This is a genomic window from Paenibacillus sp. alder61 (assembly GCF_020179875.1).
GTDB classification, from domain to species: Bacteria; Bacillota; Bacilli; order Paenibacillales; family Paenibacillaceae; genus Fontibacillus; species Fontibacillus faecis.
In genome coordinates, this window is sequence record NZ_JAIUDG010000028.1 from 48,095 (window position 1) to 71,498 (window position 23,404).

The window sequence follows — 23,404 nt, forward strand, 5'->3', positions numbered from 1 at the left end:
AGGGAGAAAATGCGAATGCGAGCCAGACGCCGGAAGAGACCGTTGTCCAGGTTCGGCCTTAGGTTCCCGAAACGAAGAAAATTGCGGTTGACCCCAGCACGACGCAAAAAACGCTTCGCCGCCAGTCGCAGACCCGGACCGACCCGAAACGGAACGCTCCGGGTCGGCTCACCGCAAGATAGCGGGGTCTTGACCCGGAGGGGGGAGCAGGGGATCCCGGGGAGCCATGGCGGGACGATAGCCGTAAACCGCGAGAGAGAAGCGGGTGTTGCAGCGCCGCCACCGTCAGCGGATTCGCCGCCTGCTTCGCATGGCGGTATTTCCGCCGGGCTCCCGCCGGGCATGGCTCCGCTGCCGGCCAAGAAGCAGAGCCTGGAGGCGGCCCGGGCGGAAGCCTATGACGAGGGATACCGTTCGGGTCTGTTTGACGGCGGCGAAGCCCGGGTGGGCCTTCAGCTTCCCCGCTATATGATCCTTCCCGAGCTGGGATTGGATGACGTGATCCGTGCGGGTCTTGAGGCGCTGTCTTCGTTTTTGATGCGGCTCAAAACGCCCTCCGAGGTGTATAAGGCCTTTGAGCGGACTTTGCACGAACGAGAACCGCTCTCCCTCATTCGCCTGGGCGACGGGGAACTGCTCACTTTGGCGCATGATACCGTCCTTCCGACCGAACAGGTCAAGCGGTACGGCACGTTTCTTCCTTATGCCGGCGTTGATTTGCCGGACCGGGCGGCCCGGGAGGCGCTGGCCGGGGCGCTGCGGCAAGCGGATCTGGTCGGCGTGCCGGAATCGAGGCACCCTTTCTTCCAAGGTCTGCTGTTTCCGGTTCTCCGGTACTACGGCCTGGACTATCGGGCGCTGAAGATGACATCCTCAACGATCAATTATGCGCTCAATGAGGAAGGCTGGCTCCGCAAGCTGATTGCCGGGCGCCGCCTGCTCCTTGTCGGCAATGCCGCGCCGGCCCTGGCCGAACGGCTGGCGGCCGAAGGCTGTCGGATTTGCGGCGTGATCGCTCCCGTCAACGGGATCCATGACGCGGACCGGATCGTCAAACAGGCGGCGGGAATCGAATTTGATCTCGCCCTCGTGGCCGCCGGCATCGCGGCCGTGACAATTTGCGCCGGCATCGCCGCCGTATCGGGAAAGGCCGCGCTGGATTTCGGCCACATGGCCGACAAACTCGTGAGCGGGGAGGTCCCGTTGATATGATAATGGGAGGTGGAGTGCCGGATGCCGAATCGACAGGCCGATTTTCATAGAGGGTATGAAGCGGGGTATGCCCAAGGAGTTTCGGCGGGAAGGCAAAGCTTCGGCAGGTATTTTGACGGCGTCAGCATCATTATTCCTACGTTTAACAAGAAGGAAATGCTGATGGAGTGCCTGGACAGTATCGAGGCCTTTACCGATTATCCCTACGAGCTGATCGTCGTTGATAACGGGTCGCAGGACGGTACGGTGGAGGAACTGCGGAGGCGGCGAGGTCCGCTTCGTCTGGCCGTCAACGAGACCAACCTGGGGTTTGCCCGGGCGGTCAATACCGGCCTGATGATGGCCAAGGGGCGCTATCTGGTCCTGCTGAATAACGACGTGCTGGTTACGGAGCGATGGATCGTCCAATTGTTAAAATGCTTGAGCGAAAGTCCGGATGCCGCCGCCGTCGGGCCGGTTACCAATTATATCAGCGGCGAGCAGCAGATCGAGACGGCTTATGGCGATATCCCGGGGATGCGCGCTTTCGCGGCCTCCCATAACCGGAGCGATCGGGGAAAATGGCGGGACGCGGATCGGCTGGTCGGATTTTGTCTGCTCTTTCCGCGGAGTACTTTTGAACAAATCGGTTATTTTGACGAAGGTTATGAAGTCGGTAATTACGAGGATGATGACTGGATTCTCCGGCTGCGGCTTCAAGGGAAAAAGCTGAAGATCGCCGGGGATACCTTCGTCCATCACTATGGAAGCGTGACGATGAAGGAACTGGGCGAACGGAAGGTTTCCGAGGTGAACGGGAAAAACGGCGGTTATTTTAATGAGAAGTGGGGATCCGTCTATGCCTATTTGCAAACCCGGGAAGAGCGGTTGCGGACCGCCGGCAGCGTTATGGACATGTCCGACTTTTATCCGCCGTTGTGCTGGGTCCGAAGCGCTTCGGGACGAATTTACTGGCTGGAAGGCGGCACCCGCAGACTTCTGGCCCCGCACTTGACGACCGGGGAGATCCGAAATCGGGCGGTAAGGTTGTCCGTCGTCGACCTGATGCAGATCCCCGCCGGACCCGAAGTTTCAGCCCCGGAGGAACTGTTTGCTTTGCAGCGGAGACAGAGAGAACAGTTGACGGTTCTTCAGGATGCGGGGGGACGCCTCTATTTAATCGACCGGGGCGCGCGAAGGGAAATTTTGTCGCCCTACACCTGCCAAATCTGGGGGCTGTCGACGCCGTCTCCGTCTTCATCGGTCGCCGGATTGTCCGAAATGCCCGAAGGAAATCCTATTTTGCCGCCCGTCATTCTGGCTTCGGATGTGCTATAAACCGGGGGCGCCAAGGAACGGCTCCGGTCACTCCGGCATATGCTAGAACAGGATCGTACCGGCGGAAGCGCCGTGGCTCCTGCGGGGCAATCCAAGCTCTTAGTTGGAGGAATCAGGATGGAGCAAAAAATATCGGAGATCATCGTTCATATGTCAAATTCCCACCAGCAAATGGCGCGAATCATCGATGCCGAACGGGAAGTCGCCGTCCGCATGGCTCAGATTGTGCATGCCATTCCTGATGGGGAACCGGTTTTCGAAGGGACGCCGGGGTTGCTGGAGAATACAGGTCGCGTAAACAAGAGCGTGATCTCCTATTTAAATGCCATAGCGGATCTTCAAGAGGCTATGGCCGAGAATCTCGGCCTGGTTCTGAAGGAGACCCGGGGGCAGGAGGAAGAGTAGGATGAGGATTGCGGGGATGATGGGATGAGCAGAGAACAGGCTTATTTGCAAATACTGGACGCCGCCTCCAAAATCCAGTGGAACGTCGCGATGATTTTGGAAGCGAAGGCGGTGGAGGCCGAGAAAGTTCGCAACTGGATCGTGAATCATGTGCACGCCCACAGCTTCGAAACGCATGAGAAGCAGCTGTCCGATCCGCTTGATGTCCATGAGCAGCTCGTGGAGGTGATCGAGGGGCTCACCAAGCTGCAGAACGGATTGTGCAGCAACTTAAAGACGGTGCTTCCTCCTGAAGAAGAGGAATCCGGGGGGGACGACGGCGATTTCGGCGGCTTATTCAGCGGCAGTCTCGACCTGGAGGATTCGGACAAATGACCTGGAACCTTCAGGAAGAAGAAGCGGTAAAGCTCAAACTCATCGAGTCGATTGCGAGAAGCCAGATGGCGATGGCCCGCATTCTGGACAGCTTGGCGGACGTCTCCGTCCATTCCGGGGAGACGGCCCGCCATTTGGCCGCCAATATCACCATTCTGGCGAAATACCAAGACGCGATGGCGCGGACGGTATGCGGCATCCGCGTACATCGCGTACACTATGGAACTCCTTCGTCGCCATGGATTACGAACTTGTGCTACCCAGCAGCATCCGCCACCCGAGGAGAACAGGAGGATCAGGGATAAGATGACAACGATGACGAAATTGCGGCGGAGACGCCGGGTTAAAACGAGAAAGCCGGTAAAGGCGCGGATACCCAAGCGCAAGCGAATCGTGCGGCGCAGCCGGAGGCTGCTTGGCCTGAAGCGGGGGCGTAAAAGACAGCTTCGCCCTAAGCGGCGCCTGCATTTGGTCCCAGCTTCCGGCCCCGCCCTGCTTCCGCCTGTTCCGGAACAGCCTTTGCCTCAAAATGTACCCGCGGTTCCGGAGGCGGCCCCGCCAACGGCCGCTCCGGAATCGGCTCCGCCAGCCGCCGCTCCGGAAGATCCGGCCGCCTATGAACAGTCCTATAACGAAGCGTACCAGGAAGGATTTAATTCCGGTTTTGCCAAAGGTTACGAGGACGGGCATACGATGGCTTATACCGAGCGGGTCTAATCAGGTCACGGCTGCCCGGCTTCATGGGGGAGAACCCTCTATTCCGATCATCATTCGGGATAGGGGGTTCTTTTTTTATTGGCATTCAAGGGGCATTCAAGGCATTCGCCAATTTCTCAGGCTACCGGGTAGTCGTCCATGATGCACGTGTCCTTGGAGCATATATTTATAGGGACCCAGGAAATCCAAAAAGATAGGATGAATGCCTTGAACAACGTGATGGATGCGAGAACCGGAGACGAATACCGGGCCGGGTATACCGAAGGCTACCGTTACGGGGGATGCAGGGCGGTTCTCGCCCGCGTTCCGCAATTTTCCGCACCCAAACGGAAGCTCCGCGTGCTCTATGTTCAGCAAGGGTTTGAGGCGATCGACGGCGGTGTGGCCGATGCGCTCCGAGCGATGACGGAAGAATGCATCGTGGCTTCCCCCGATACGATGCTTCAGGCCGCTATCAGCCATTGTCCCGATCTGGTGCTCGTGATGAACGCGCTGCATGTATTCCCCGAGAATCACGCCGATCAGATCGTACAGATTCGTCAAATTGGGATCCGGACGGCGGTATGGTTTGTAGACGATCCTTATTTTACGGAGGATACGGTACGCCTGTCGCAATATTACGACGCCGTATTCACCCACGAACTGGAGTGTGTCCCGCTGTACCGCCAAGCCGGCTGCGGGCAGGTGCACTATCTTCCGCTAGCCGCGGATCCTGCGCTCTTTCGCCCGCTGCAGGTTCCCCGGGAGCAGCAATACGACATTTGCTTTATAGGCAACGCGTTTTGGAACAGGGTGGAGCTGTTCGATCGGTTGGCCCCATTCCTGCAGGGCAAGAAAGTGATGATCGCCGGAGGACATTGGGATCGTCTTCAAAATTATGAGTCGTTATCCGCTTTTATTCACAATGGATGGATCCCCGTCGAAGAAACGGTTTCGTTCTATAACGGAGCCAAAATCGTGATCAATATGCACCGGCCTACGGCCGCCGGTCACGATAACCGCAACTCCCATAATGTGCCGGGTTCCTCCATCAATCCGAGAACTTATGAGATCAGCGGGTGCGGGACGCTCCAGATCACCGACATCCGCCAGGACCTGACGGACTATTACCGGCCGGGATATGACATTGAAACGTTCCGGGACGCGGACGAACTTCGGAACAAAATCGAGCACTATCTGAATCACGAGCAAGATCGGCTTCGAATCGCCTGGCGGTCCCTGTGGACGACGAGACGGTATCATACGTTCACCGACCGGATCCACCGGCTGCTTGGGGCGATGCAACTCTGAAGGCGGTGTTTTCGCGAAAATAACAGAAGGAGTGACGGTGACGAAATGACCACAACAGTTTTTTCACCTGTGGGCGGGGAACTATTGACCTCCTGGGAACGGGGAAGACAGGACGGATTGAGAGACGGTTATCTCGAAGGATATTTACGCGGACGCTCCAATGCGATTGTGGAAAGGGTCAAACCTCAGTTTCCGTTTCGCCAGGTCCGGGTGCTTTATGTCGGTTCCGGTAAAGGATTCCCCTACTCGCCGATCGATGAGGCTGTGATATCCACCCTGCGCCAGATGACCGCGGAGACGATCATTTGCGAGGCCGGCGTTCCCCTGCCCGAGCTTGCGGCATCAACCCGGCCGGATCTGGTGCTGGTGCTGGACGGTATGGAACAATCGCTGGAGCATATCGACCAGGTCCGTACCCTCGGCATCCGGACGGCCGTATGGATGACCGATGACCCTTATTATACGGATATTACCTTTAATATGGCGCCTCATTACGATTACGTTTTTACGCTGGAGCGCAATTGCATCGACCTTTATCGGTCTCTCGGATGCCCGAATGTCCATTATTTGCCGTTTGCGGCGTTTCCCGAACATTATCGGCCTATCGTCGCGAGAGTGCCCGAGATCCGGAACGTCGGGTTTATCGGATCCGCGTATTGGAACCGGGTAACATTCTTCCAGCCGATTATCGGACCGTTGATGGACCGGGGATTGAGCATGAACGGCCTATGGTGGGACCGCCTCCCGGAATACCCGGCTTACGCCGAACGAATCGATCTCGGAAAATGGATGGGGCCGCTGGAGACGTCGCAAGTCTACGGCAGCACAAAAATTATGATCAATCTGCATCGTTCCCCCTTTGAAGAGACGGTGAATAAAAACGCGGCCGGAATTCCCGCCATATCGCCAAACCCGCGGACCTTTGAAATTGCGGCGTGCGCGACGCTGCAAATGGTCGACGCCCGGGACGATCTGGCCTCTTTCTATAGACCCGGCGTGGAAATCGAGACATTTACCTCGCCGCAGGAGCTCTTGGAGAAAGTGGACTTTTATCTGACCCATGAAAAAGAGAGACAGGACATCGCCCTCCGGGCCTTGGAGAGAACGTACCGTGAGCACACGTACAGCAACCGGATTGACGAAATGCTTCGCATTATTTTCGGATAACCGGTGCGAATACGGACTATACCGGGAGGCGGCAGCTCCTCATAACGATGCTGAGGTGATCGAAGATGTCGGAAAGAAAAAAGCTGATGCTTTTTTCACATGTATGCAATACCCGGAGTATCACGGGTGCCGAAAAGCTGCTCTTGTTTCTGGCCAGGAAGCTGTCGCTCCATTTCGATTGTGTGATCGTGGCTCCCCATGAGGGAATTTTAACGAAACTCGCCGAGGATTACGGCATCCGGGTGCTGTTTTATGAGACGCCCATGCTTTATACCATGTGTGACCCCAACGAATTTCTGAACCGGGATGCGCAGCAGTTAAAGAACCATCCGGCCACGGCCGGTCTGGTGGACCTGCTCGTTCGGGAAGCTCCCGCTTACGTTTTCGTCAATACGTGCGTGAACATCGTTCCCGCTATGGCCGCAAAATCCCGGGGCATTCCGGTCATCTGGCACATTACGGAGATCATCCGGGACAACGCCCACACGGAAGGGGCTGTGGCGATTGTCGATCGATACAGCGATTGGATTATTGGGATTTCGGAGACCGCGGTCGCTCCTTTTCAAGGGAAGCCGGCCGAATCCAAGGTGAGTTTGCTGTATCCCTCCTGGGGAGATGAATTTCATCCGGACCAATGGCCCGCCAAAAGGCTGACGAAACGAAAGGCCTGGGGGATTTCAGCCGATGCGAAGGTGATCGGATACATCTCTTCGTTTCTCATCGCCGAGAAAGGGGCGGATCATTTCGTCGAAGCGGCGGGACTGCTGGTAAAGAAATACCCGGAGCTGTATTTTGTTGTGATCGGCGGCGAGGTGGACCGGACTTACTACGCTTCCCTCAAAAAGAACGCCGCCGATTCGGGCCGGAGCAGCCGGTTTCTCTTCATTGATTACGAGAAGGACATTGAAGGAGCTTATTCCGCGATGGACCTGGTGGTCATCCCGAGCCTGCTCAGTGAAGGGTTCGGCATGACGGCCATGGAAGCGATGATCTTCGGTAAGCCTGTGGTGGCTTATGCCTCCGGCGGGCTTCGGGAGATTCTCCAATTTACGGGAAATGAGCGGTACCTTGTACCGACCGGAGATAAAGAAGGGTTGACGGCCAAAATTTCGGAGCTGCTGGAATTACCGGATGCGCTGCAACAAGTCGGTTTGGAAAACCAAAGGCGTGTGGAGAGCATTTTCGGCTCCGAAGCCTATGAGAGCCGGTTGCTCAGCATTTTGGGGCATATTTTGTCCCTTTCGGGCCAGACGGTCCCGATGGAGGAAGCTTTGTATGCCTTCGACGCCTCCCCGGAGGCGCCCGCTCCTTTGCCGGAGCCTGTCGGACCGACACCAGCCCGACCCGCGGGAATACCGCTTAAACGGCGGGGCCGGAGGCTGAAACGCAAAGGATTGCCGCGGCGGCGGACTCGCTTCTCCGCAAGCCGGAAGGCGAGGCGAAAACCGGGAAGAAGCCGCCGGACGGTGCGGCGCGGTCGTTCGAGACGCCGTCGTTCCCGGCGTAGAGCTGCGGCGGGAAGAAGGTAACCGTGAAGGCGGATTAGACCATTTAACTTCAGGGGGTGGAGATTAAGGTGAAGGTTATGACGATCCTGGGGACGCGACCGGAAATCATCCGCTTGAGCCTGATTATTCCCTTGCTGGACCGGTATGCGAGCAAGCATGTTCTGGTCCATACGGGCCAGAATTTTACGGCCAGCCTGAGCGGTATTTTTTTTGAGCAGCTCGGTCTCCGTGCGCCCGATTACGTTTTGCAGGACCGCCAGGCCTCGCTTGGCGGCCAAATGGCGGCGATGTTTTCCCAAGTGGAGCGGATCTTGGAGCTGGAGCAACCGGACCGTGTGCTGTTGTTGGGCGATACGAACAGCGCCTTGTGCGCCATCCTTGCGGAACGGATGGGCTTTCCCGTAGTGCATATGGAGGCGGGGAACCGCTGTTTTGATTTGGATGTGCCGGAGGAGAAGAACCGGAAAGTGATCGACGCGATCTCCTCCGTAAATATGCCATATACGGCCCAGAGCAAAAGCCATTTGATCGCCGAAGGCTATCCGAGCCGAAACATCGTGCTGACCGGCAATCCGATTTATGAAGTGATGCGCCATTACGAGAAAAAAATCGCAAGCAGCGACATTTTGGAGCGCTTGAGCCTCAGGCCGGGTGATTACTTCCTGGTGACGACCCACCGCGCGGAGAACGTGGATCGGCCGGAGCATTTGCGCGAGATTATGTCCGGCTTGAACAAGGTCGCCGAGACTTACGGGCGGAGGCTGATTTGCAGCATCCATCCCCGTACCCGTTCCAGAATCGCAAGCGATCTGCGGATGGAAATGCATCCGCTCGTTGAATTTCACGAGCCCTTCGGCTTTTTTGACTTCGTCCGGCTGGAGGAACAGGCTTCCTGCGCTTTGACCGACAGCGGCACGGTGCAGGAGGAATGCTGCATTATGCATGTTCCCACGGTCACCTTACGGCGGACGACCGAACGACCCGAGACTGTGGATTGCGGCAGCAACATCGTGTCCGGCCTGGATGCCGAGCGCATCGCCCGGTCGGTGGCGTTGATGACGGAGATGGACCGGTCATGGGAATGTCCGGAGGGGTACCTGGCGGATAAGGTGTCGGAGAAGGTTGTTAAATTTCTGCTTGGAGGGAAACGGCATGTTTGAGAATAAACGGATTTTGGTAACCGGAGGGACCGGTTCCTGGGGACATGAGTTAATCACGCAGTTGTTGCCGCAGCAGCCCCGGGAGGTGATCGTCTTTTCCCGGAACGAGTCCACCCAAGTAGCGATGAGCCGTCAATTTGAAGATGACCGCTTGAAATTCTGCATCGGCGATATCCGTGACAAGGAGGCGCTCATCCAGGCCTCCCAGGACGTGGATTACGTGTTTCACCTGGCGGCCTTGAAGCATGTGCCGGTATGCGAGGACCAGCCTTACGAAGCGTTAAAAACGAATGTGATCGGGACGCAAAACGTCATTGAAGCCGCCATAGCCAATGAAGTGGAAAAGGTGATCTATATTTCTACGGACAAGGCGGCGAATCCGTCCAACTTCTACGGCATGACCAAAGCGATCGGGGAGAAGCTGATCGTTTACGCCAATCTGCTCCGCAGCAAAACCCGTTTTGTTACGGTGCGCGGAGGTAACGTGCTCGGCACGAACGGCAGTGTGGTTCATCTGTTCAAGAGCCAGATCCGGCAAAAGGGGCAGGTCACGATCACGGATATGAAAATGACCCGCTTCTTCCTGACGCTCCGCGACGCGATATCCCTGTTGTTTAAAGCTTCCGTTGAAAGTGTCGGCGGTGAAATTTTCGTGATGACGATGCCGACCTGCCGGATTGTGGACTTGGCGGAGGTGCTGATCGAGGATTCGGGGGTGCCGGATGTGAAGATTACCGAAAGCGGTATTCGCCCCGGCGAAAAAATTCATGAGATTCTGATGAGCGATTTCGAAAGTCTGACGACCGTGGTTTACGACGAAGCGTATCTGGTCATTTTGCCGACGATTGGCATCCCCGGCCTGCGGGAGCATTACAGCCATTGCGACCCGGTCTCTTTCAGCAGCTTCAGCTCGGAGCATAATCTGATGACCAAAGACGAGATCCGGAATATTCTGCGGCGCGGGGGGTTCTTGTCATGAAGCTGCTCATTGTCGGAGGGAACGGGATGGCCGGCCATGTGCTGGTAGACTATTTCCGGCATCAGGGGCGACACCACGTGTTTTATACGAGCCGGGATCCCAAAGATCCCCAAGGGCTCTACCTGGATGCGTCCGACAGTTTCATGGTGGAAAAAGTGGTCGAAACCGTCCGCCCGGACATCCTGATCAACGCGGTGGGGGTGCTCAACCAGTTTGCCGAGCGGGATAAAATCAACGCCTACCATATTAACGGGTTTTTGCCGCACCGCCTTCAGCGGGCGGCGGACCTGGCGGGAGCCCGGCTGATTCATATCAGCACCGATTGTGTTTTTGAGGGGACGCGGGGCGGCTACAACGAGGAGGATGAGCCGGACGGACAAAGTGTTTATGCCGTAACGAAAGCGCTCGGGGAAATCCGGGCGCCCGGCCATTTAACGATTCGGACCTCGATCATCGGGCCGGAAATCCGAACCCGGCGCATCGGGCTCATGAACTGGTTTATGAGCTCAAGCGGCGAGGTGTCCGGCTATACGCGCGTTTTGTGGAACGGGGTTACCACACTGGAACTGGCGAAGGCCATCGATGCGGTGATGGATTCGTCCCTCTCCGGGCTGATTCACCTGGCCCAGCCGACCCCGATCAGCAAGCATGATCTGCTATTGCTGATTCAAGAAATCTGGGATCTCAAGCGGATTACCGTCGTTCCCAGCGATACGCCCGTACAGGATCGGACGCTGGTGTCGACCCGCACCGATTGGACCTACAAAGTCCCTCCTTACCGGGAGATGCTGAAGGAGTTGGAGAGATGGATGAGAGAACGCAATTATTACAAAATAAGCTGATTCTCATCACGGGCGCCTCGGGGTTCACCGGGAGTCATGCCTGTCGTTACTTTGCTTCCATAGGCATGCGGGTGGCCGCGGTGGTGCGGGATGAACAGGGGCAGGCAGGCCTGGGCGGAGTCACCTATCACCGCTGCGATCTGCTGTCTTATGAACAGGTCCGGGAAACGGTGAGCCGGATTCGGCCGGATTACGTTTTGCATTTGGGCGGCAAAAATTCCGTTCCCGAGTCATGGAAAGATCCGATGCTTTACATGGAATCCAACGTGCTCTCCGTTCTTTATTTACTCGACGCGCTGCGGGACATTCCCGCCTGCCGTACGCTTGTGGTGGGATCGCGCTTGTCCGGGCCGTCGCTTTCTTCTTCCTATCGTCCCCACCATCCTTACGGGCTGAGCAAAACGTTGCAGAAGCTGGTCGCGCTGTCCTGGAAACAGTTGTTCGACCAGCATGTCATTCTGGCGGAACCGAGCAATTTGATGGGCCCCGGACGTTCGACGGGCTTTTGCTCGCTGCTCGGCGGACGGATCGTTCAGGAGGAAAGAGAGGGGGGGACTCCCCCTTTTCGCGTCTCCTCCCGGCAGGAGCGGCGGGACTTTTTGGATGTCCGCGACGCGGTAAGGGCCTATGCCTTTTTGCTGGCTTATGGTTCCAGCGGGGAAATCTATCAGGTTTGCTCGGGCCAGCCCCGAACGCTCGAAGAAGTGACGACGACGATGCTAAACCTCTCGGGCAGCCGGATGACGGTAGAGTGGGGAGACAGCCCGACGGCCGATTCCACGGCCGAGGTCATCCAGCCGGAATATCTGGAAAGGATCGGGTGGGTTCCCCTCTATCCCCTCCGGACTTCCCTGGAAGATATAATCCGATACTACCGGGATGAAGCGAAAGGAGGAGATTGAGGTGCTTCCGTTAGTTACCATCGTCATTCCTTTCTACAATTGCGCCTATATCGATCAGGCCGTACAGAGCGCATTGAACCAAACTTATAAGCCTTTGGAAATCATCGTGGTGGATGACGGATCCACCCGGCATGCCGACCGTCTTACGCCTTATCTTCCTTATATCAGTTATATGGGAAAAGCGAACGGGGGCACGGCCACGGCGCTGAACCACGGCATTAGGAACGCTTCCGGCGAATATATCGCCTGGCTGAGTTCGGATGATTTGTTCTACCCCGATAAAATCGCACATCAAGTAGCTTTTATGCGGGATCAGCGCGCACGCATTTCCCATACGAATTTTAATTATATCGATCAAACGGGAAAGGTGACTCAATATCAGGTTTCTCCGGGATTCAAGGTAACGACCGATTTCTACCGCGGCTTTTTGAACGGGAACCCCGTTAACGGATGTACGGTGATGGTCAAGAAGGAGCTGTTTCAGACGATCGGCCTGTTTGACGAGAGCCTTCCTTACACCCATGACCTGGATTTCTGGTTTCGGGCGATCGTGAGCGGTACGTGTTTTCCGTTTCTCAACGAGGCGCTGACGGCCTACCGCTGGCATGATGCCATGGGAACATTGCGTCATCAGGAGAAGATTATGCCGGAATATTTGAATACGCAGGCCCGGCATCGGGAAGCGCTGCTTCAAGTGTTGGCGCGCACGAATCTATAGCATTCTATTAAATCGGGAAGTTAATCTACCTCCTTTCGCCTCTTTTGCTATTCTTGGATAATTCGTCCAACCTTCTTCCAGCACGCTGCATAGAATAGCATCAGAAAGGAGGGAGAAAACAAATGCCGAACTTTTTAGTAGACAGCCAGCTTTCCCAGAACGCTTCGACCGCGAATTCCATCTCGATCGCCGCGTCATCGACACCCGCTTTGTTTGGCACACTCGGGTTGAACACGGCCGATGCCGGTCCCAACCTGCGTGTCCACTTCAGCGCCACCGTTACGCTGAGCGCCACCGTCGCCATTCTTGTCCCTGTAACGATCACGATCCGACGTGTTATTAACGGCGTTCCGACAACGGTTTATACGGCCACCAAATCGCTGCCGGTCGGAACACTGCTGCTGACGACGGATGTCATTACGGTTAGCGGTATCGACGTCCCGCCGCCCGCTGGTTTCATCATCTATCAAGCTTTTGTCAGCATTCCGGCAGGCTTGGCCGTCACCCCGACCCGGGTTGGTCCGGAGAGCTTCCAGGCTGTAGCTTACTCCGACTTACCGACTCCTGTGTAATGCATGTTCAAAAACCGCCGGGATCTTGGATCCCGGCGGTTTTTACATATACCCCCTGCTTTAGCTGCTGAAAAGTCTCTATTAGATTTAATCTGTTTAAGAGCCTCTTTTAACATAACGGGAAAGTTCGTCCATGCGAAATCTTTCTACTTACATACGATAGAATTATGAAAGGAGGTAGAATTTAATGCCAAGACAATTTCTTGACGCGAAGGTAGCCGTAAATTCCCTGGGGGGCACTGCGGTCACGACGACACCCGCCATTTTCGGTACGCTCGGGTTGAATACTTCGGCCGCGGGTCCCGACCTGGAAATTCAGTTCTCCGCCACGGTGACAATCTCCGTTGCAAGTACCGCTCCCACCAATGTAACAATTACTATTAACCGGATTTCGTCGCTGGGAACAGTACCGGTTTACACAGTAACCGAAGGCTTCCCGACCGTTAGCGGCGAAGGCGGGCAATTTGCCTTCACGATTGCCGGAGCCGATTATCATCCGCCGAACCCTGATGGCTTCCTGATTTACCAAGCGGTTGTGTCCGTGAACAGCACGACAGCTACGCCGACTCGCGTCGGTCCCGAAAGCTTGATCGCCGCCGCTTATTCCGAACCCGCCGTTTAATCGCTCTAGCTCTAACCCTGCATACTCCCTCTCTAGCCGGCCCTCGGGTATACCCGGGGGCCGGCCTTTTTGTCGAAGAAAACCCCCAGTTTGACTGGGGGTTCAGGAAAGCTTATAGCTATGAGTAAAAATCCCTTGACCTTTATGATAAAATGATAGCCGGTCTGCCAACCGCATCATGAAATCAAGGAGGACAAGGGAAATGGATAAGAGCAGTCTAGCACATACACGCTGGAACTGCAAATACCATATCGTATTTGCGCCAAAGTACAGACGACAAGTGATCTATGGGAAATTAAAAAGAGAAATCGGAAAAATCATTCGAGAGCTATGTGAGAGAAAAGGTGTGGAGATTCATGAGGCGGAGGCATGCCCAGACCATATTCACATGCTGGTAAGTATCCCTCCTAAGTTAAGTGTGTCGGAATTTATGGGATACTTGAAGGGAAAAAGTTCGCTGATGATCTTCGATAAGTTTGCGAACCTAAAGTATCGGTACGGAAATCGACAGTTTTGGTGTAGAGGATACTTTGTGGATACGGTAGGACGTAACAGGAAAGCGATCGTCGAATACATTCGGAATCAGCTAACAGAAGATAAGAACTACGAACAACTCACGATGAAAGAACTGTTCGACCCGTTTACGGGTGAGTCGGTAGGAAAGGGCAAGTAAAAAAGCCCCTTTAAGGGGCATGCCCGAGACCGCTCGCGGTTGGCAGACTTTCAGTGCGCCTTCTTAGGCGCTTGCTAGTACCATGCCCTTATAGGGCTGATGGAAGCCACCGGCTAAGCCGGTGGTTATGACTTAAATTTGTCTTTCTAATTTGTCCCGGGGGAAAGGCCAATGACGTGACCGGGGGTTCGGGAAGGGGAATATACTGTAATATCGCACAAGTTCACTTAAGTCGCGCTCTGCCGGAAGGCCGATCGCCCGGGAAGGAGAAGGCATGAGAATCCTGCTTGCAACTTATTGGCTTATCCCGCATGTGGGCGGAGTCTGGAAATTTATGATGCAGATCAAGCAGCACTTGGAGGCGCTTGGACATGAAGTCGATTTAATGGGGAATAGTCCGGATTACAGTAAATACCACATTTGGAATCGGGGTTTAGAGCTGCCCAAAGCGGAACTTCGCCCGCTGTTGGAGGCCAAACTGGACAAAGCCAAAGCCCCCTTGCTCCATGCGCAAAGTCCCATCGATTTCTATGAGCTGGATCGCTATATGATGGAGCTGTCGGCCGCCTACTTCGGCCTGGACCGATACGATGTGATTCATACTCAGGATATATTTTCCGCCAGGGCGCTTGCCAGGGTTAAGCCGCCGCACATTCCCCTGATCGCACATCTCCATGGGTCGGTAGCCACGGAATTAAAAAATCACTTTATCAAGAACCCGCATCTGAATGTGAACGCAAGCTCGCCGGCTTGGCGGTATTTCGAGATCATGGAGCATTATGGAGCGATGTCCGGAGATCTGGCGATTACCGCCAACCAGGTGCAGCGGAACAAGTTGATCCATGAATACTGGGTCCCTGCTTCGCGGATCGCCGCCTTTCAATACGGACTGGATGCCGAGGCTTTCCGGCAGAGTTTAATACGCGGAACCTCCATCAGGCGCCCCGAACGAAAGAAAGTGATTATTTTTCCGGCGCGTCTCACCGCGGTAAAAGGCATCGACGTGTTGATTTCGGCGTTGGGGATCCTTAAATCCGCGCGAAGGGATTGGGTCTGCTGGATTGTGGGCGAAGGGGAGAAGCGCCAGGAATTGGAGCGGCAAGTCGCCACACTGCAACTGCAGGAAGACGTCCTTTTTTTGGGGGAACGGGATGATGTGCCCGCGCTGCTTGCGATCTCCGATATATTCGTTCACTCGTGCATCCAGGATAATCAGCCGTTTTCGGTGATGGAGGCGCAGATGGCTGGACTGGCGGTTTGCGTTTCGGACGCAGGGGGACTGCCGGAAATGGTGGAACACGGCAAGACCGGCTTGATTTCGCCGGTAAACGATCCCGCCAGCCTGGCCTCCCAGTTGTCTCTTTTGCTTGAAAATGAAGCTCTCCGCAGGGAACTCGGACGAAATGCACAGGCTTGGGGGAGCGTCCATTGGTCGATGAATGCGATGATTCAAAGATTGTTGTCCGTCTATCATTTGGCGGTTGCTGAACCCATCCACAAGCGGACGGAAGGTGCGGCAAGCCCTCCTACCAAATCTCATAAAGTCAGCGGAGATCTGTATAATCGGATTTTCGCGGTACCGTCGGCTCACCCCGAAATTTTGGTCGATTCCGCGGTGTGGGACCGGATTCTCGCCCATCTTCCCCGAGGATATATGGTCTATGATTCGGAGGTTTTGGAACTCACCCGCTGAAGCCTTGAGCGAAAAAACCAGGCAGTTCCCGCCACCGGGGCCGCCTGTTTTTTTGCTTTCGACGGGCATTTCGAAGCTGTTCTTTTAAGAATAGGTTGTACCCGGCGGGAGGGTGCCCTTCCCTTTGAAGAGGAAAAGCATACCATGGCTTATAGAAGATTTCTGCATTGGAGGGCTGGTATGTCTACTTTAAGAATCAAGGCGACGGAAAACGGAAAAATCGATTCCCGATATATTCAAACTGTGGACGTATCTTTGACCAATTTGGGAGGGAACGGCTTTGAGTTTTTACTGTTGGGATATGGGCCGTATGGACTGATTCACCGCCGCCTTTATCATTTGGGACAGGGAGAGAGCGTGACGATTCCGAAAATCATGACTGAGCATGCTCCTTTTGAAATCCTCGTGGTCACCAACGCGCCGAATTATGATAGGACCGGTTTGACCCTTTTCGCCCGAAACCAGCAGGAAACCGTGGCTATCTTCACTCAGGAGGATGCGATACGGGAAACTTAACATCAGGGAGGTGGGACGGTGAAGGTGCTGTTCGTTTTTTACGTACCCAGCGGCGGCGTCCATTCCTTAAATCGCCAGCGTTGCCTCGCCCTGCGTCGACACGGGATTCAGGCGGATTGCCTGTATTACGACTGGGGGGCGGGGTTTCAAAGCCTGGAGGATTTTCCGGTCTACCTGACCCGGGACGATCGAGAAACCGCGCACATTTTGCGGTCAAGGAACTATGACCTTATCGTCGTGACTTCGGACTTCACGTGTTTTGAGCGTTTCAGAAAACTGGGCTATACCGGGAAAATGGCGCTGGAAATTCAAGGATACGGCCCACCGGAGCTTGCCCGCCGTAGACTGGTGGAGGGGGCTCCGGCGATCCAGGCCCATGCTTCGGCGCTTCTTAACCCCAATACGCCGCACATCGCTTTGTTATTGCAGGAAATGTATCCGTCAATCCCGTTGTTTCAATTTAACAACTGTTTTGATTATGAGCGGTTTACTTACCGGGAGCAGGCCGGTCACGGTGCCGATTCGCCGATCATCGCCTGGCTGGGCCGAATCGAAGACAACAAAAACTGGCGGGAATTTTTATATATCGGATACGCACTCCAAAAGCATTATCCCCAGCTCAAGCTTTGGATGTTCGAAGATTCCAATTTAGCCGATCCCGAGGAAAAGGTACAGTTCGACCGCATGGTGGAGCTGTTGCAATTAAGTTCCCGCTTGACGGTACGCTCCAATGTGCCTAATGACCATATGATGCATTACTTTTCACGGATCGGGGATTCGGGCGGGTTTCTGTGCTCCACTTCCAAAGCGGAGGGCTCGCCTCAGGCTATACTGGAAGCGATGAGCTGCAGATGTCCCGTACTGGCGGCGGATTGTGACGGTGTGTTTGCCTCCGTCGTTCACAATATTACCGGCAAGAACTACAGGCTCGGCGATATTGAACATGCCGTCAGGGAAGCTATCGAACTGATCGATAACGGCCCGCTTCGCCAAAACATCCAATCGGCCGCGCTTCTGCATGTCCAGACCGAATTTAATTCGGAGGTGTACTGCCGTAATTTTATCGGGATGCTCCAGGAAATTGTTGAGGGAAGAGGGGGGAACGGTTTTTGAAATATACGCATAAAGTAGGGACGGCCGCCGGAACCTTTCCGCCTTTTTTGGTTGGCGGGAAAGAAGTCATCCTGACGTCGGTGACGATGATGAGCATTTCGCCCGGCGATCTGCTGGTTTTGCGGCTGGATGTGGGATGGAAGAAACCGACACATGGGGATGCAGGTGAAATCGAGTTGAAGATCCGGAAGGATAGCCCCGATGGCCCCGTGATCTATCGGATCCTGGAAACCTGTGTTGAAAAGGCCTATACGATGGAGAGGGTGACGGATATCGGGAACGTTCCGGTTCAGCACTACTATTTGACCGCTTGCTCCGCGGACAGCCGGGCCGTCATAACGGGGCCTTATTCCCTGCAGGGTTCGGTATTTCCCAAAAACGAATAATCAAAAGGCTGACGTTTCGCGAAAATTGCGAAGTCAGCCTTTTGGTATGTTTTAGGGCTATAAAGGAGCCCAGTTCGCGTAAGTTTCCGCGAGTCCTTCCTTTATCGCGTATTCGGGCTTCCATTGTAAGTCGTTGCGCGCCTTAAGATTGGAGAGACAGCTGTGCCTGATATCCCCTGGTTTCGCCGCTTGATACAGCACCTCGATCTCCTCGGGATGCAGCTCGTGCAGATACGCGATCAGCTGGTTCAGCGAAGTCTTTTTTCCGGTGCTTACATGAATGGTGTCCTGCGTCCCCCGTTCCGCGGCAGCCACAATGGCTTTTGCCACGTCCTGTACATAGATGAAGTCCCGGGTTTGCTCCCCGTCCCCGAAAATGGGAAGCGGGAGTCCCTTTTTGAGCCGGTCCATGAATATAGCAACCACACCGCCCTCTCCCTTGATGGTCTGCCCGGGGCCGTATACATTGGCAAACCTCAAAATGGTATAGGGGATGTCGTAAAATTTGTCATACAGCCGGATGTATTGCTCCGCGGTCCACTTGGATAGTCCGTAAAAAGAGATCGGCTTTACCGGATCGAGTTCGGTCAGCACCTCTTTGGCAAGATCGCCGTATACGCCGGAAGTCGAGGCGAAAATGAATTTCTTTACCTTGGTTTCCCGGCAGGCTTCCAACAGGTTCAGGGTTCCTGCCACATTGACGTCGGCATCGAAAGTAGGACTGTCAACGGATTGCCTGACATCGGCCTGAGCCGCCAGGTGAATCAGCAGATCCGGCCTGGATTTTCGGATCGTTTCCCGAGTCATCTCGCTCCGGACATCCGCGATATGAAGTTCTGCCTGCTGCGGTACTTTTTGCTTGTGTCCCGTGCTTAAATCATCGATGACAATGACTTTATAGCTTTGGCGGATCAGCCGGTTGACGAGGTGCGAACCGATAAACCCTGCTCCGCCGGTAACGACTGCGGTCTTCAATTCCCATGGCCTCCCTTGAATGAGCGCATAATACGTATCGTATGAAGGAGGGTTAAATTTGGCATGGGACAGCAGAGGAGATCGGGTAAGTTTACCTGTATTCCGAAGAAGGCGTCGGCGCATCCTAAGTCCTGTTCATCATAAACTTTATAAATGGATAGGGGATGACTTCATGCGAGGAGCAAAAATCGTAAGCTTGTCATTATCCGCTGCATTGATTGCCGGTATGGTTGGGATTACGGGCTGCGGAAACCGTACGGACAACAACAATGTTCGGACCCAAGGCCTTCGTCAGCAAAACCGGAACTATGACGTAAACTCCTTGCCGGAAGGGAACCGCATCTTCTCCCGCAGCGCGGGAAGCGGCCAAAACCAGCGGATCACTTCGCTGAGATACAGCCCTGCCTTGAGCAACAAGGTAGCCCAGCTTCGGGACGTACAAACGGCTCATGTCGTGGTAACCGACCGCGATGCTTATGTGGCGCTTACGATGCATGGGGCCAATAACACCCGAGGCCATGGCGGCAATATGAGCGGCATGTCCACGGGGATGTCGACCGGCATCGGCGGCAACCGGGGAACCGCGAATATGGGCGGCCCTTACGGAGCCGATTACGGAACCCGAGGTGCCGGAGATAACGGTCTGGCCTTGGGATTGACGGGCCGTTCGGGAACCGCAGGAAGCTTGTTCGATATGACTCGGGGAAGCGGATTGACTGGGGGCCATACGGGAACCGGTCTGTCCGGAACGAACGGAAACATGGGATTGAACGACATGAACGGAGCGGGCACGCCAGGAACGGTGGGGACGGGCGGATATGGAACGAGGGGAACGAGCGGTTTACAAGGGACGGGAACCACGGGAACGGGCGGTACCGGCCGGATGAGTGGGCTTGGAACGGGAACAAGCGGAACAAGCGGAACAGGCCGGATGAACGGAGTTGGAACGGGGACCGGCACTTTTAACGGGTTAGGCAACGGTACCGTAGCCGGTCATGTTACGGACAATGTTCCTCAGCATGTGAAAGACCAAGTGTCGCATATCGTCAAAAAAACGGCGCCGCATATCCGGAATGTCCACGTTTCCGGCAACCCCGACTTCGTAACGCATGTAGGGAACTACGCTACCCAATCCCGCGGCGGGGGGACGGGTGGAACGCTTAGAGGGTATATCGCGGATTTTGAGAATATGATCAACCGGATCTTCCCGGGACGTACCGGAACGATGACCGGGCCGAACGGGTATGCGCCAACAACGCCTAACGGATATACCGGCGGTGCGAACCGCGGCGGGATGAATACCGGCGGCTACTCCGGCGGGGTCACAAGGTAATAGCGATGTAAGCGAAAAAGCGTGGCCGATCCGGGAATGAGTTCCCTTTTGCGGCCACGCTTTTCAACTTACCCTTTGAATTTACGTCCCTCGACCCAAACGTGTTGAAGTTCCAAGTCCCGGTCAAGGAGTAGCAGATCGCCGAGCTTTCCGGTTTCAACGGATCCGGTCAGATGGTCGATTCGAATCAGTTTGGCCGGGTTCAAGCTGGCGGCTTCCGAAGCTTCTTCAACGGAGAGCCCGATTTCCCGCACGAGGTGCCGGAATCCGCGGATCATCGTCAAGGTGCTTCCGGCCAGCGTTCCTTCGCTGTCGCGCAGCGTGCAGACGCGGTCTTTGACGACAACGGGCAGATCGCCCAGCTTGTACTCGCCGTCGCCAAGTCCTGTCGCCGACATCGCGTCCGTAATCAGGATGAGATTATGGTTCTTTTTGACGCTGGCCAGCAGTTGGATACCGGCTTTGTGCACATGAATGCCGTCGGCGATGATCTCCCCGCTGATGGCGGGAGAGCTCAGAATCGCTCCGGCCACCCCGGGTTTGCGGTGATGCAAAGGCGTCATCGCGTTGAAGGTGTGCACCGCATGATGCAGACCGACTTCGACGGCGGCCATCATTTCTTCGTAGGTCGCATTCGTATGACCGGCCGCCGCAACGATTCCTTTTTTGCGCAAAAACCGGATCAAATCATGGGCTCCCTCACGTTCCGGGGCAAAAGTAACCTGCTTGATCAATCCGGGGTACCGCTCCTCCCAGGCCTCGATCCACCCGGCGTTCGGCGGTACGATATGGGCGGGATTTTGCGCTCCCGGCCATTTCGGACTGATAAAGGGGCCTTCCAAATGAACGCCGGCTAGTTTGGCGTAAGGCATTCCGTTATTGATGTAGCGCTGAACCTCCTCCAGCACCTGTTCGATGACCGGCTTCGGCAGCGTCATCGTCGTGGCCAGCATCGAGGTCGTTCCTTGACTGCAATGAAGCTTGGTGATCGCGTCGAAGGCTTCTTGTCCCGGCTCGGAGAAATCATGAAGCATTCCGCCATGGACATGAACGTCTATGAAACCGGGCAGGACCAAGCCGCCTTGGGCATCGACCACTTCCACGGAATCGGTGGTTTCCGCGGGCGCTCCGGCGGTAGAGCCGACATACGTGATGACGCCGTCCTTGACGGTCACGGCTCCATCGGAAATCCGTCCCCGGGGCGTAATGACGTCGGCATGTACAATTTGCACGGACCCTTGTCGCATCAGAGCAGCCCCCCCGCAGCCTGGTCAAGCACCACGACGACGTTGGGATGGGTCTGAAGCAGCGAGGCGGGACATTGGGTGGTGATCGGTCCGCGCAGCGCCCGGGCCACCACTTCCGCCTTATCGGCTCCCTTCGCCATCAGCAAAATTTGCTTGGCCTGCAAAATAGTACCGATCCCCATCGTGATCGCATGAGTCGGCACTTCATCGATCGAAGGGAAATAGCGGGCATTCGCCTGGCGGGTTCTCTCCTCCAGCTTGACGATATGCGTCGGTCCGGTCAGCTCCTCGGCGGGCTCGTTAAAGCCGATATGGCCATTATGGCCCAATCCGAGCAGTTGAAGATCGATTTGCCCGGCCTGTTCCAGCAGCCGGTTATACTCCGCGGCCGCCTGTTCGGGATCGGACGAGCTTCCGGAAGGGACATGCGTATTTTCCGGCAGGATATCGATGTGGTTGAACAGCTTCTCATTCATAAACCGGCGATAGCTTTCGGGGTGCTGCTCATCGAGTCCGATATATTCATCCAGGTTAAAGCTGCTGGCCTGCTTGAAACTGACCACGCCCTCGCGATAAAGTTCGATCAATTTGCCGTATACTCCGACCGGAGTGCTCCCTGTGGCGAGCCCTAGGATTGCCCGGGGATTGGATTGAAGCAGACTGGCGATGATGCCGGCTCCGGTTTCGTTGAACTGCTGCTCGTCTTTTACCTTGATAATGTTAAGCATGCGAATTGCCCTCCCTTTGTTTTCTGTATATTTGCACGTTCTGGTAAGAGGTTTCCAGCTTCGGAATAAAATGCTCAAACTCCATACTTACCATTCCCGTAAATAAAATATCAATCACATGCAGCTGCGCGATTCTTGATGCCATATCTCCCCGGCGCATACCTTCCTCCAGAGAAGAAGAGAATAACGATATATCGGCCAGAGAAGCGAGCGTGTTGCTGCCGTATTGGGTCAACGAAATGGTCAGGGCCCCGCTGTCTTTGGCGCAGCGGAGCGCATCGATCGTTTCCGGCGTCTCTCCACCGTACGAGACGGCAAAGGCGACATCACCGCTCCCAAGTGAGGAAGCCGAGGTGATCTGCATGTGGGAATCGGCGAACGCCGTAGCGTGCTTGCCGATCCGAACCAGTTTCTGATAGAAATCCTGGGCGATAATCGACGAAGTGGCCACGCCGTAAAGGTCGATCCGTCCCGCCTTGCAAAGGGCATCGACGGCGCGGCGCAGTTCGTTCATGTCAAGAAGGCGCGTCGTATCCGTAATGGAGGCCAGGTGATTGGCTTCCATCGCCTGCACGATTTTGTGCAGATCGTTCCCCGCGATCACATCTTGATACTGGGTTTGCGAAGGCTGATGGGCCAACTCGCCGGCCAGCTTCATTTTAAAATCGGGAAACCCTTTAAAATGGAATGTTTTGCAAAAACGGGTCACCGTCGAGGGACTGATTCCGCAGGTGTAAGCCAGCTCGGTGATGCCGAGGTGGATGACGGAGGCCGGTGACTTTAAAATATATTCCCCCAGCCGTCTTTCCTGGGGAGGCAGCGTTTCCAAATGGCTGGAGAGCGCATGCAGGATGGGTGTCTGCAAAGGCGTCACCTCTTTTTAAGTTTGAAAATAATTTTTGGGGATTACTATGATATAGTGAAAATAATTTTGATTTCATCATAATCGTTTCT

General features: G+C 55.3%; 26 protein-coding genes. 22 read left to right on the plus strand and 4 right to left on the minus strand.

What is annotated here, in order from left to right; genetic code table 11:
• Positions 1-15: 15 nt before the first annotated feature.
• The 21 genes from LBW89_RS23930 (at position 16) to LBW89_RS24030 (ending at position 18,167) form a co-directional block, all read left to right on the plus strand.
• Entirely contained in the window at positions 16-1,212 is a 1,197-nt protein-coding gene (locus tag LBW89_RS23930) for a GT-D fold domain-containing glycosyltransferase (protein WP_225040619.1), read from the plus strand.
• Positions 1,213-1,233: 21 nt separating this feature from the next.
• The gene (locus LBW89_RS23935) at positions 1,234-2,529 is read left to right on the plus strand and encodes a glycosyltransferase family 2 protein (protein ID WP_225040621.1); all 1,296 of its coding nucleotides are present in this window, start codon (positions 1,234-1,236) and stop codon (positions 2,527-2,529) included.
• Positions 2,530-2,646: 117 nt separating this feature from the next.
• On the plus strand, positions 2,647-2,934 hold the full coding sequence (locus tag LBW89_RS23940) for a nucleoside-diphosphate sugar epimerase (RefSeq protein WP_213508254.1): 288 nt from the start codon (positions 2,647-2,649) through the stop codon (positions 2,932-2,934).
• Positions 2,935-2,958: 24 nt separating this feature from the next.
• A complete protein-coding gene (locus LBW89_RS23945) occupies positions 2,959-3,309 on the plus strand; it encodes a restriction endonuclease subunit S (protein ID WP_213508253.1) in 351 nt (116 codons plus the stop codon).
• Complete coding sequence (locus tag LBW89_RS23950; RefSeq protein ID WP_213508252.1) at positions 3,306-3,614, plus strand: hypothetical protein; 309 nt, start codon at positions 3,306-3,308, stop codon at positions 3,612-3,614. The genes LBW89_RS23945 and LBW89_RS23950 overlap by 4 nt, the downstream gene beginning before the upstream one ends.
• Before the next feature lies 1 nt (position 3,615).
• Positions 3,616-4,026 carry a hypothetical protein gene (locus tag LBW89_RS23955; RefSeq protein WP_225040623.1) on the plus strand — a complete coding sequence of 137 codons (411 nt, stop codon included), beginning with the start codon at positions 3,616-3,618 and terminating at the stop codon, positions 4,024-4,026.
• A 207-nt stretch (positions 4,027-4,233) separates the two neighbouring features.
• A complete protein-coding gene (locus LBW89_RS23960) occupies positions 4,234-5,316 on the plus strand; it encodes a DUF3880 domain-containing protein (RefSeq protein ID WP_225040625.1) in 1,083 nt (360 codons plus the stop codon).
• Between the two features lie 45 nt (positions 5,317-5,361).
• Complete coding sequence (locus LBW89_RS23965; protein ID WP_225040627.1) at positions 5,362-6,483, plus strand: glycosyltransferase; 1,122 nt, start codon at positions 5,362-5,364, stop codon at positions 6,481-6,483.
• Positions 6,484-6,548: 65 nt separating this feature from the next.
• Positions 6,549-8,012, plus strand: a complete 1,464-nt coding sequence (locus tag LBW89_RS23970) for a glycosyltransferase family 4 protein (RefSeq protein ID WP_225040629.1) — start codon at positions 6,549-6,551, stop codon at positions 8,010-8,012.
• A gap of 47 nt (positions 8,013-8,059) precedes the next feature.
• Entirely contained in the window at positions 8,060-9,151 is a 1,092-nt protein-coding gene (wecB, locus tag LBW89_RS23975) for a non-hydrolyzing UDP-N-acetylglucosamine 2-epimerase (RefSeq protein ID WP_148456990.1), read from the plus strand.
• Positions 9,144-10,130, plus strand: a complete 987-nt coding sequence (locus LBW89_RS23980) for a polysaccharide biosynthesis protein (RefSeq protein ID WP_148456992.1) — start codon at positions 9,144-9,146, stop codon at positions 10,128-10,130. Before wecB ends, LBW89_RS23980 begins: the two co-directional genes overlap by 8 nt.
• Positions 10,127-10,972, plus strand: a complete 846-nt coding sequence (locus LBW89_RS23985; RefSeq protein WP_213508248.1) for an SDR family oxidoreductase — start codon at positions 10,127-10,129, stop codon at positions 10,970-10,972. Before LBW89_RS23980 ends, LBW89_RS23985 begins: the two co-directional genes overlap by 4 nt.
• On the plus strand, positions 10,936-11,874 hold the full coding sequence (locus LBW89_RS23990) for an NAD-dependent epimerase/dehydratase family protein (RefSeq protein ID WP_225040631.1): 939 nt from the start codon (positions 10,936-10,938) through the stop codon (positions 11,872-11,874). The genes LBW89_RS23985 and LBW89_RS23990 overlap by 37 nt, the downstream gene beginning before the upstream one ends.
• 1 nt (position 11,875) lies before the next feature.
• Positions 11,876-12,592: a glycosyltransferase gene (locus LBW89_RS23995; protein WP_148456998.1), complete on the plus strand. Its 717-nt coding sequence runs from the start codon at positions 11,876-11,878 to the stop codon at positions 12,590-12,592.
• A 122-nt stretch (positions 12,593-12,714) separates the two neighbouring features.
• Positions 12,715-13,164: a hypothetical protein gene (locus LBW89_RS24000; protein ID WP_225040633.1), complete on the plus strand. Its 450-nt coding sequence runs from the start codon at positions 12,715-12,717 to the stop codon at positions 13,162-13,164.
• 187 nt (positions 13,165-13,351) lie between these two features.
• Positions 13,352-13,786, plus strand: a complete 435-nt coding sequence (locus tag LBW89_RS24005) for a hypothetical protein (protein ID WP_148457002.1) — start codon at positions 13,352-13,354, stop codon at positions 13,784-13,786.
• Positions 13,787-13,988: 202 nt separating this feature from the next.
• A complete protein-coding gene (gene tnpA / locus LBW89_RS24010; RefSeq protein ID WP_148457004.1) occupies positions 13,989-14,459 on the plus strand; it encodes an IS200/IS605 family transposase in 471 nt (156 codons plus the stop codon).
• Positions 14,460-14,733: 274 nt separating this feature from the next.
• Positions 14,734-16,152, plus strand: a complete 1,419-nt coding sequence (locus LBW89_RS24015; protein WP_148457006.1) for a glycosyltransferase family 4 protein — start codon at positions 14,734-14,736, stop codon at positions 16,150-16,152.
• Between the two features lie 180 nt (positions 16,153-16,332).
• Positions 16,333-16,668: a hypothetical protein gene (locus LBW89_RS24020; RefSeq protein WP_148457008.1), complete on the plus strand. Its 336-nt coding sequence runs from the start codon at positions 16,333-16,335 to the stop codon at positions 16,666-16,668.
• Between the two features lie 18 nt (positions 16,669-16,686).
• A complete protein-coding gene (locus LBW89_RS24025) occupies positions 16,687-17,781 on the plus strand; it encodes a glycosyltransferase family 4 protein (RefSeq protein WP_148457010.1) in 1,095 nt (364 codons plus the stop codon).
• Positions 17,778-18,167 (plus strand): hypothetical protein, encoded by a 390-nt coding sequence (locus tag LBW89_RS24030; protein WP_148457012.1) that lies wholly within the window; start codon positions 17,778-17,780, stop codon positions 18,165-18,167. Before LBW89_RS24025 ends, LBW89_RS24030 begins: the two co-directional genes overlap by 4 nt.
• A gap of 57 nt (positions 18,168-18,224) precedes the next feature.
• Here the strand turns inward: LBW89_RS24030 and LBW89_RS24035 are convergent, their stop codons facing one another.
• Complete coding sequence (locus LBW89_RS24035; RefSeq protein ID WP_225040634.1) at positions 18,225-19,142, minus strand: NAD-dependent epimerase/dehydratase family protein; 918 nt, start codon at positions 19,140-19,142, stop codon at positions 18,225-18,227.
• A 172-nt stretch (positions 19,143-19,314) separates the two neighbouring features.
• Between LBW89_RS24035 and LBW89_RS24040 the strand changes: the two genes are divergently transcribed.
• Positions 19,315-20,475 carry a YhcN/YlaJ family sporulation lipoprotein gene (locus LBW89_RS24040; RefSeq protein ID WP_148457016.1) on the plus strand — a complete coding sequence of 387 codons (1,161 nt, stop codon included), beginning with the start codon at positions 19,315-19,317 and terminating at the stop codon, positions 20,473-20,475.
• 68 nt (positions 20,476-20,543) lie between these two features.
• Here LBW89_RS24040 and nagA read toward each other — a convergent pair whose 3' ends face one another.
• From nagA to LBW89_RS24055, 3 genes are read right to left on the minus strand one after another with little or no spacing between them, the layout of a single operon-like run.
• Positions 20,544-21,722, minus strand: coding sequence for an N-acetylglucosamine-6-phosphate deacetylase (gene nagA, locus LBW89_RS24045; RefSeq protein WP_148457018.1), 1,179 nt, complete (start codon positions 21,720-21,722; stop codon positions 20,544-20,546).
• Entirely contained in the window at positions 21,722-22,450 is a 729-nt protein-coding gene (gene nagB, locus LBW89_RS24050; protein WP_148457020.1) for a glucosamine-6-phosphate deaminase, read from the minus strand. Before nagB ends, nagA begins: the two co-directional genes overlap by 1 nt.
• Complete coding sequence (locus LBW89_RS24055; protein ID WP_148457022.1) at positions 22,443-23,315, minus strand: MurR/RpiR family transcriptional regulator; 873 nt, start codon at positions 23,313-23,315, stop codon at positions 22,443-22,445. Before LBW89_RS24055 ends, nagB begins: the two co-directional genes overlap by 8 nt.
• Positions 23,316-23,404 lie beyond the last annotated feature (89 nt).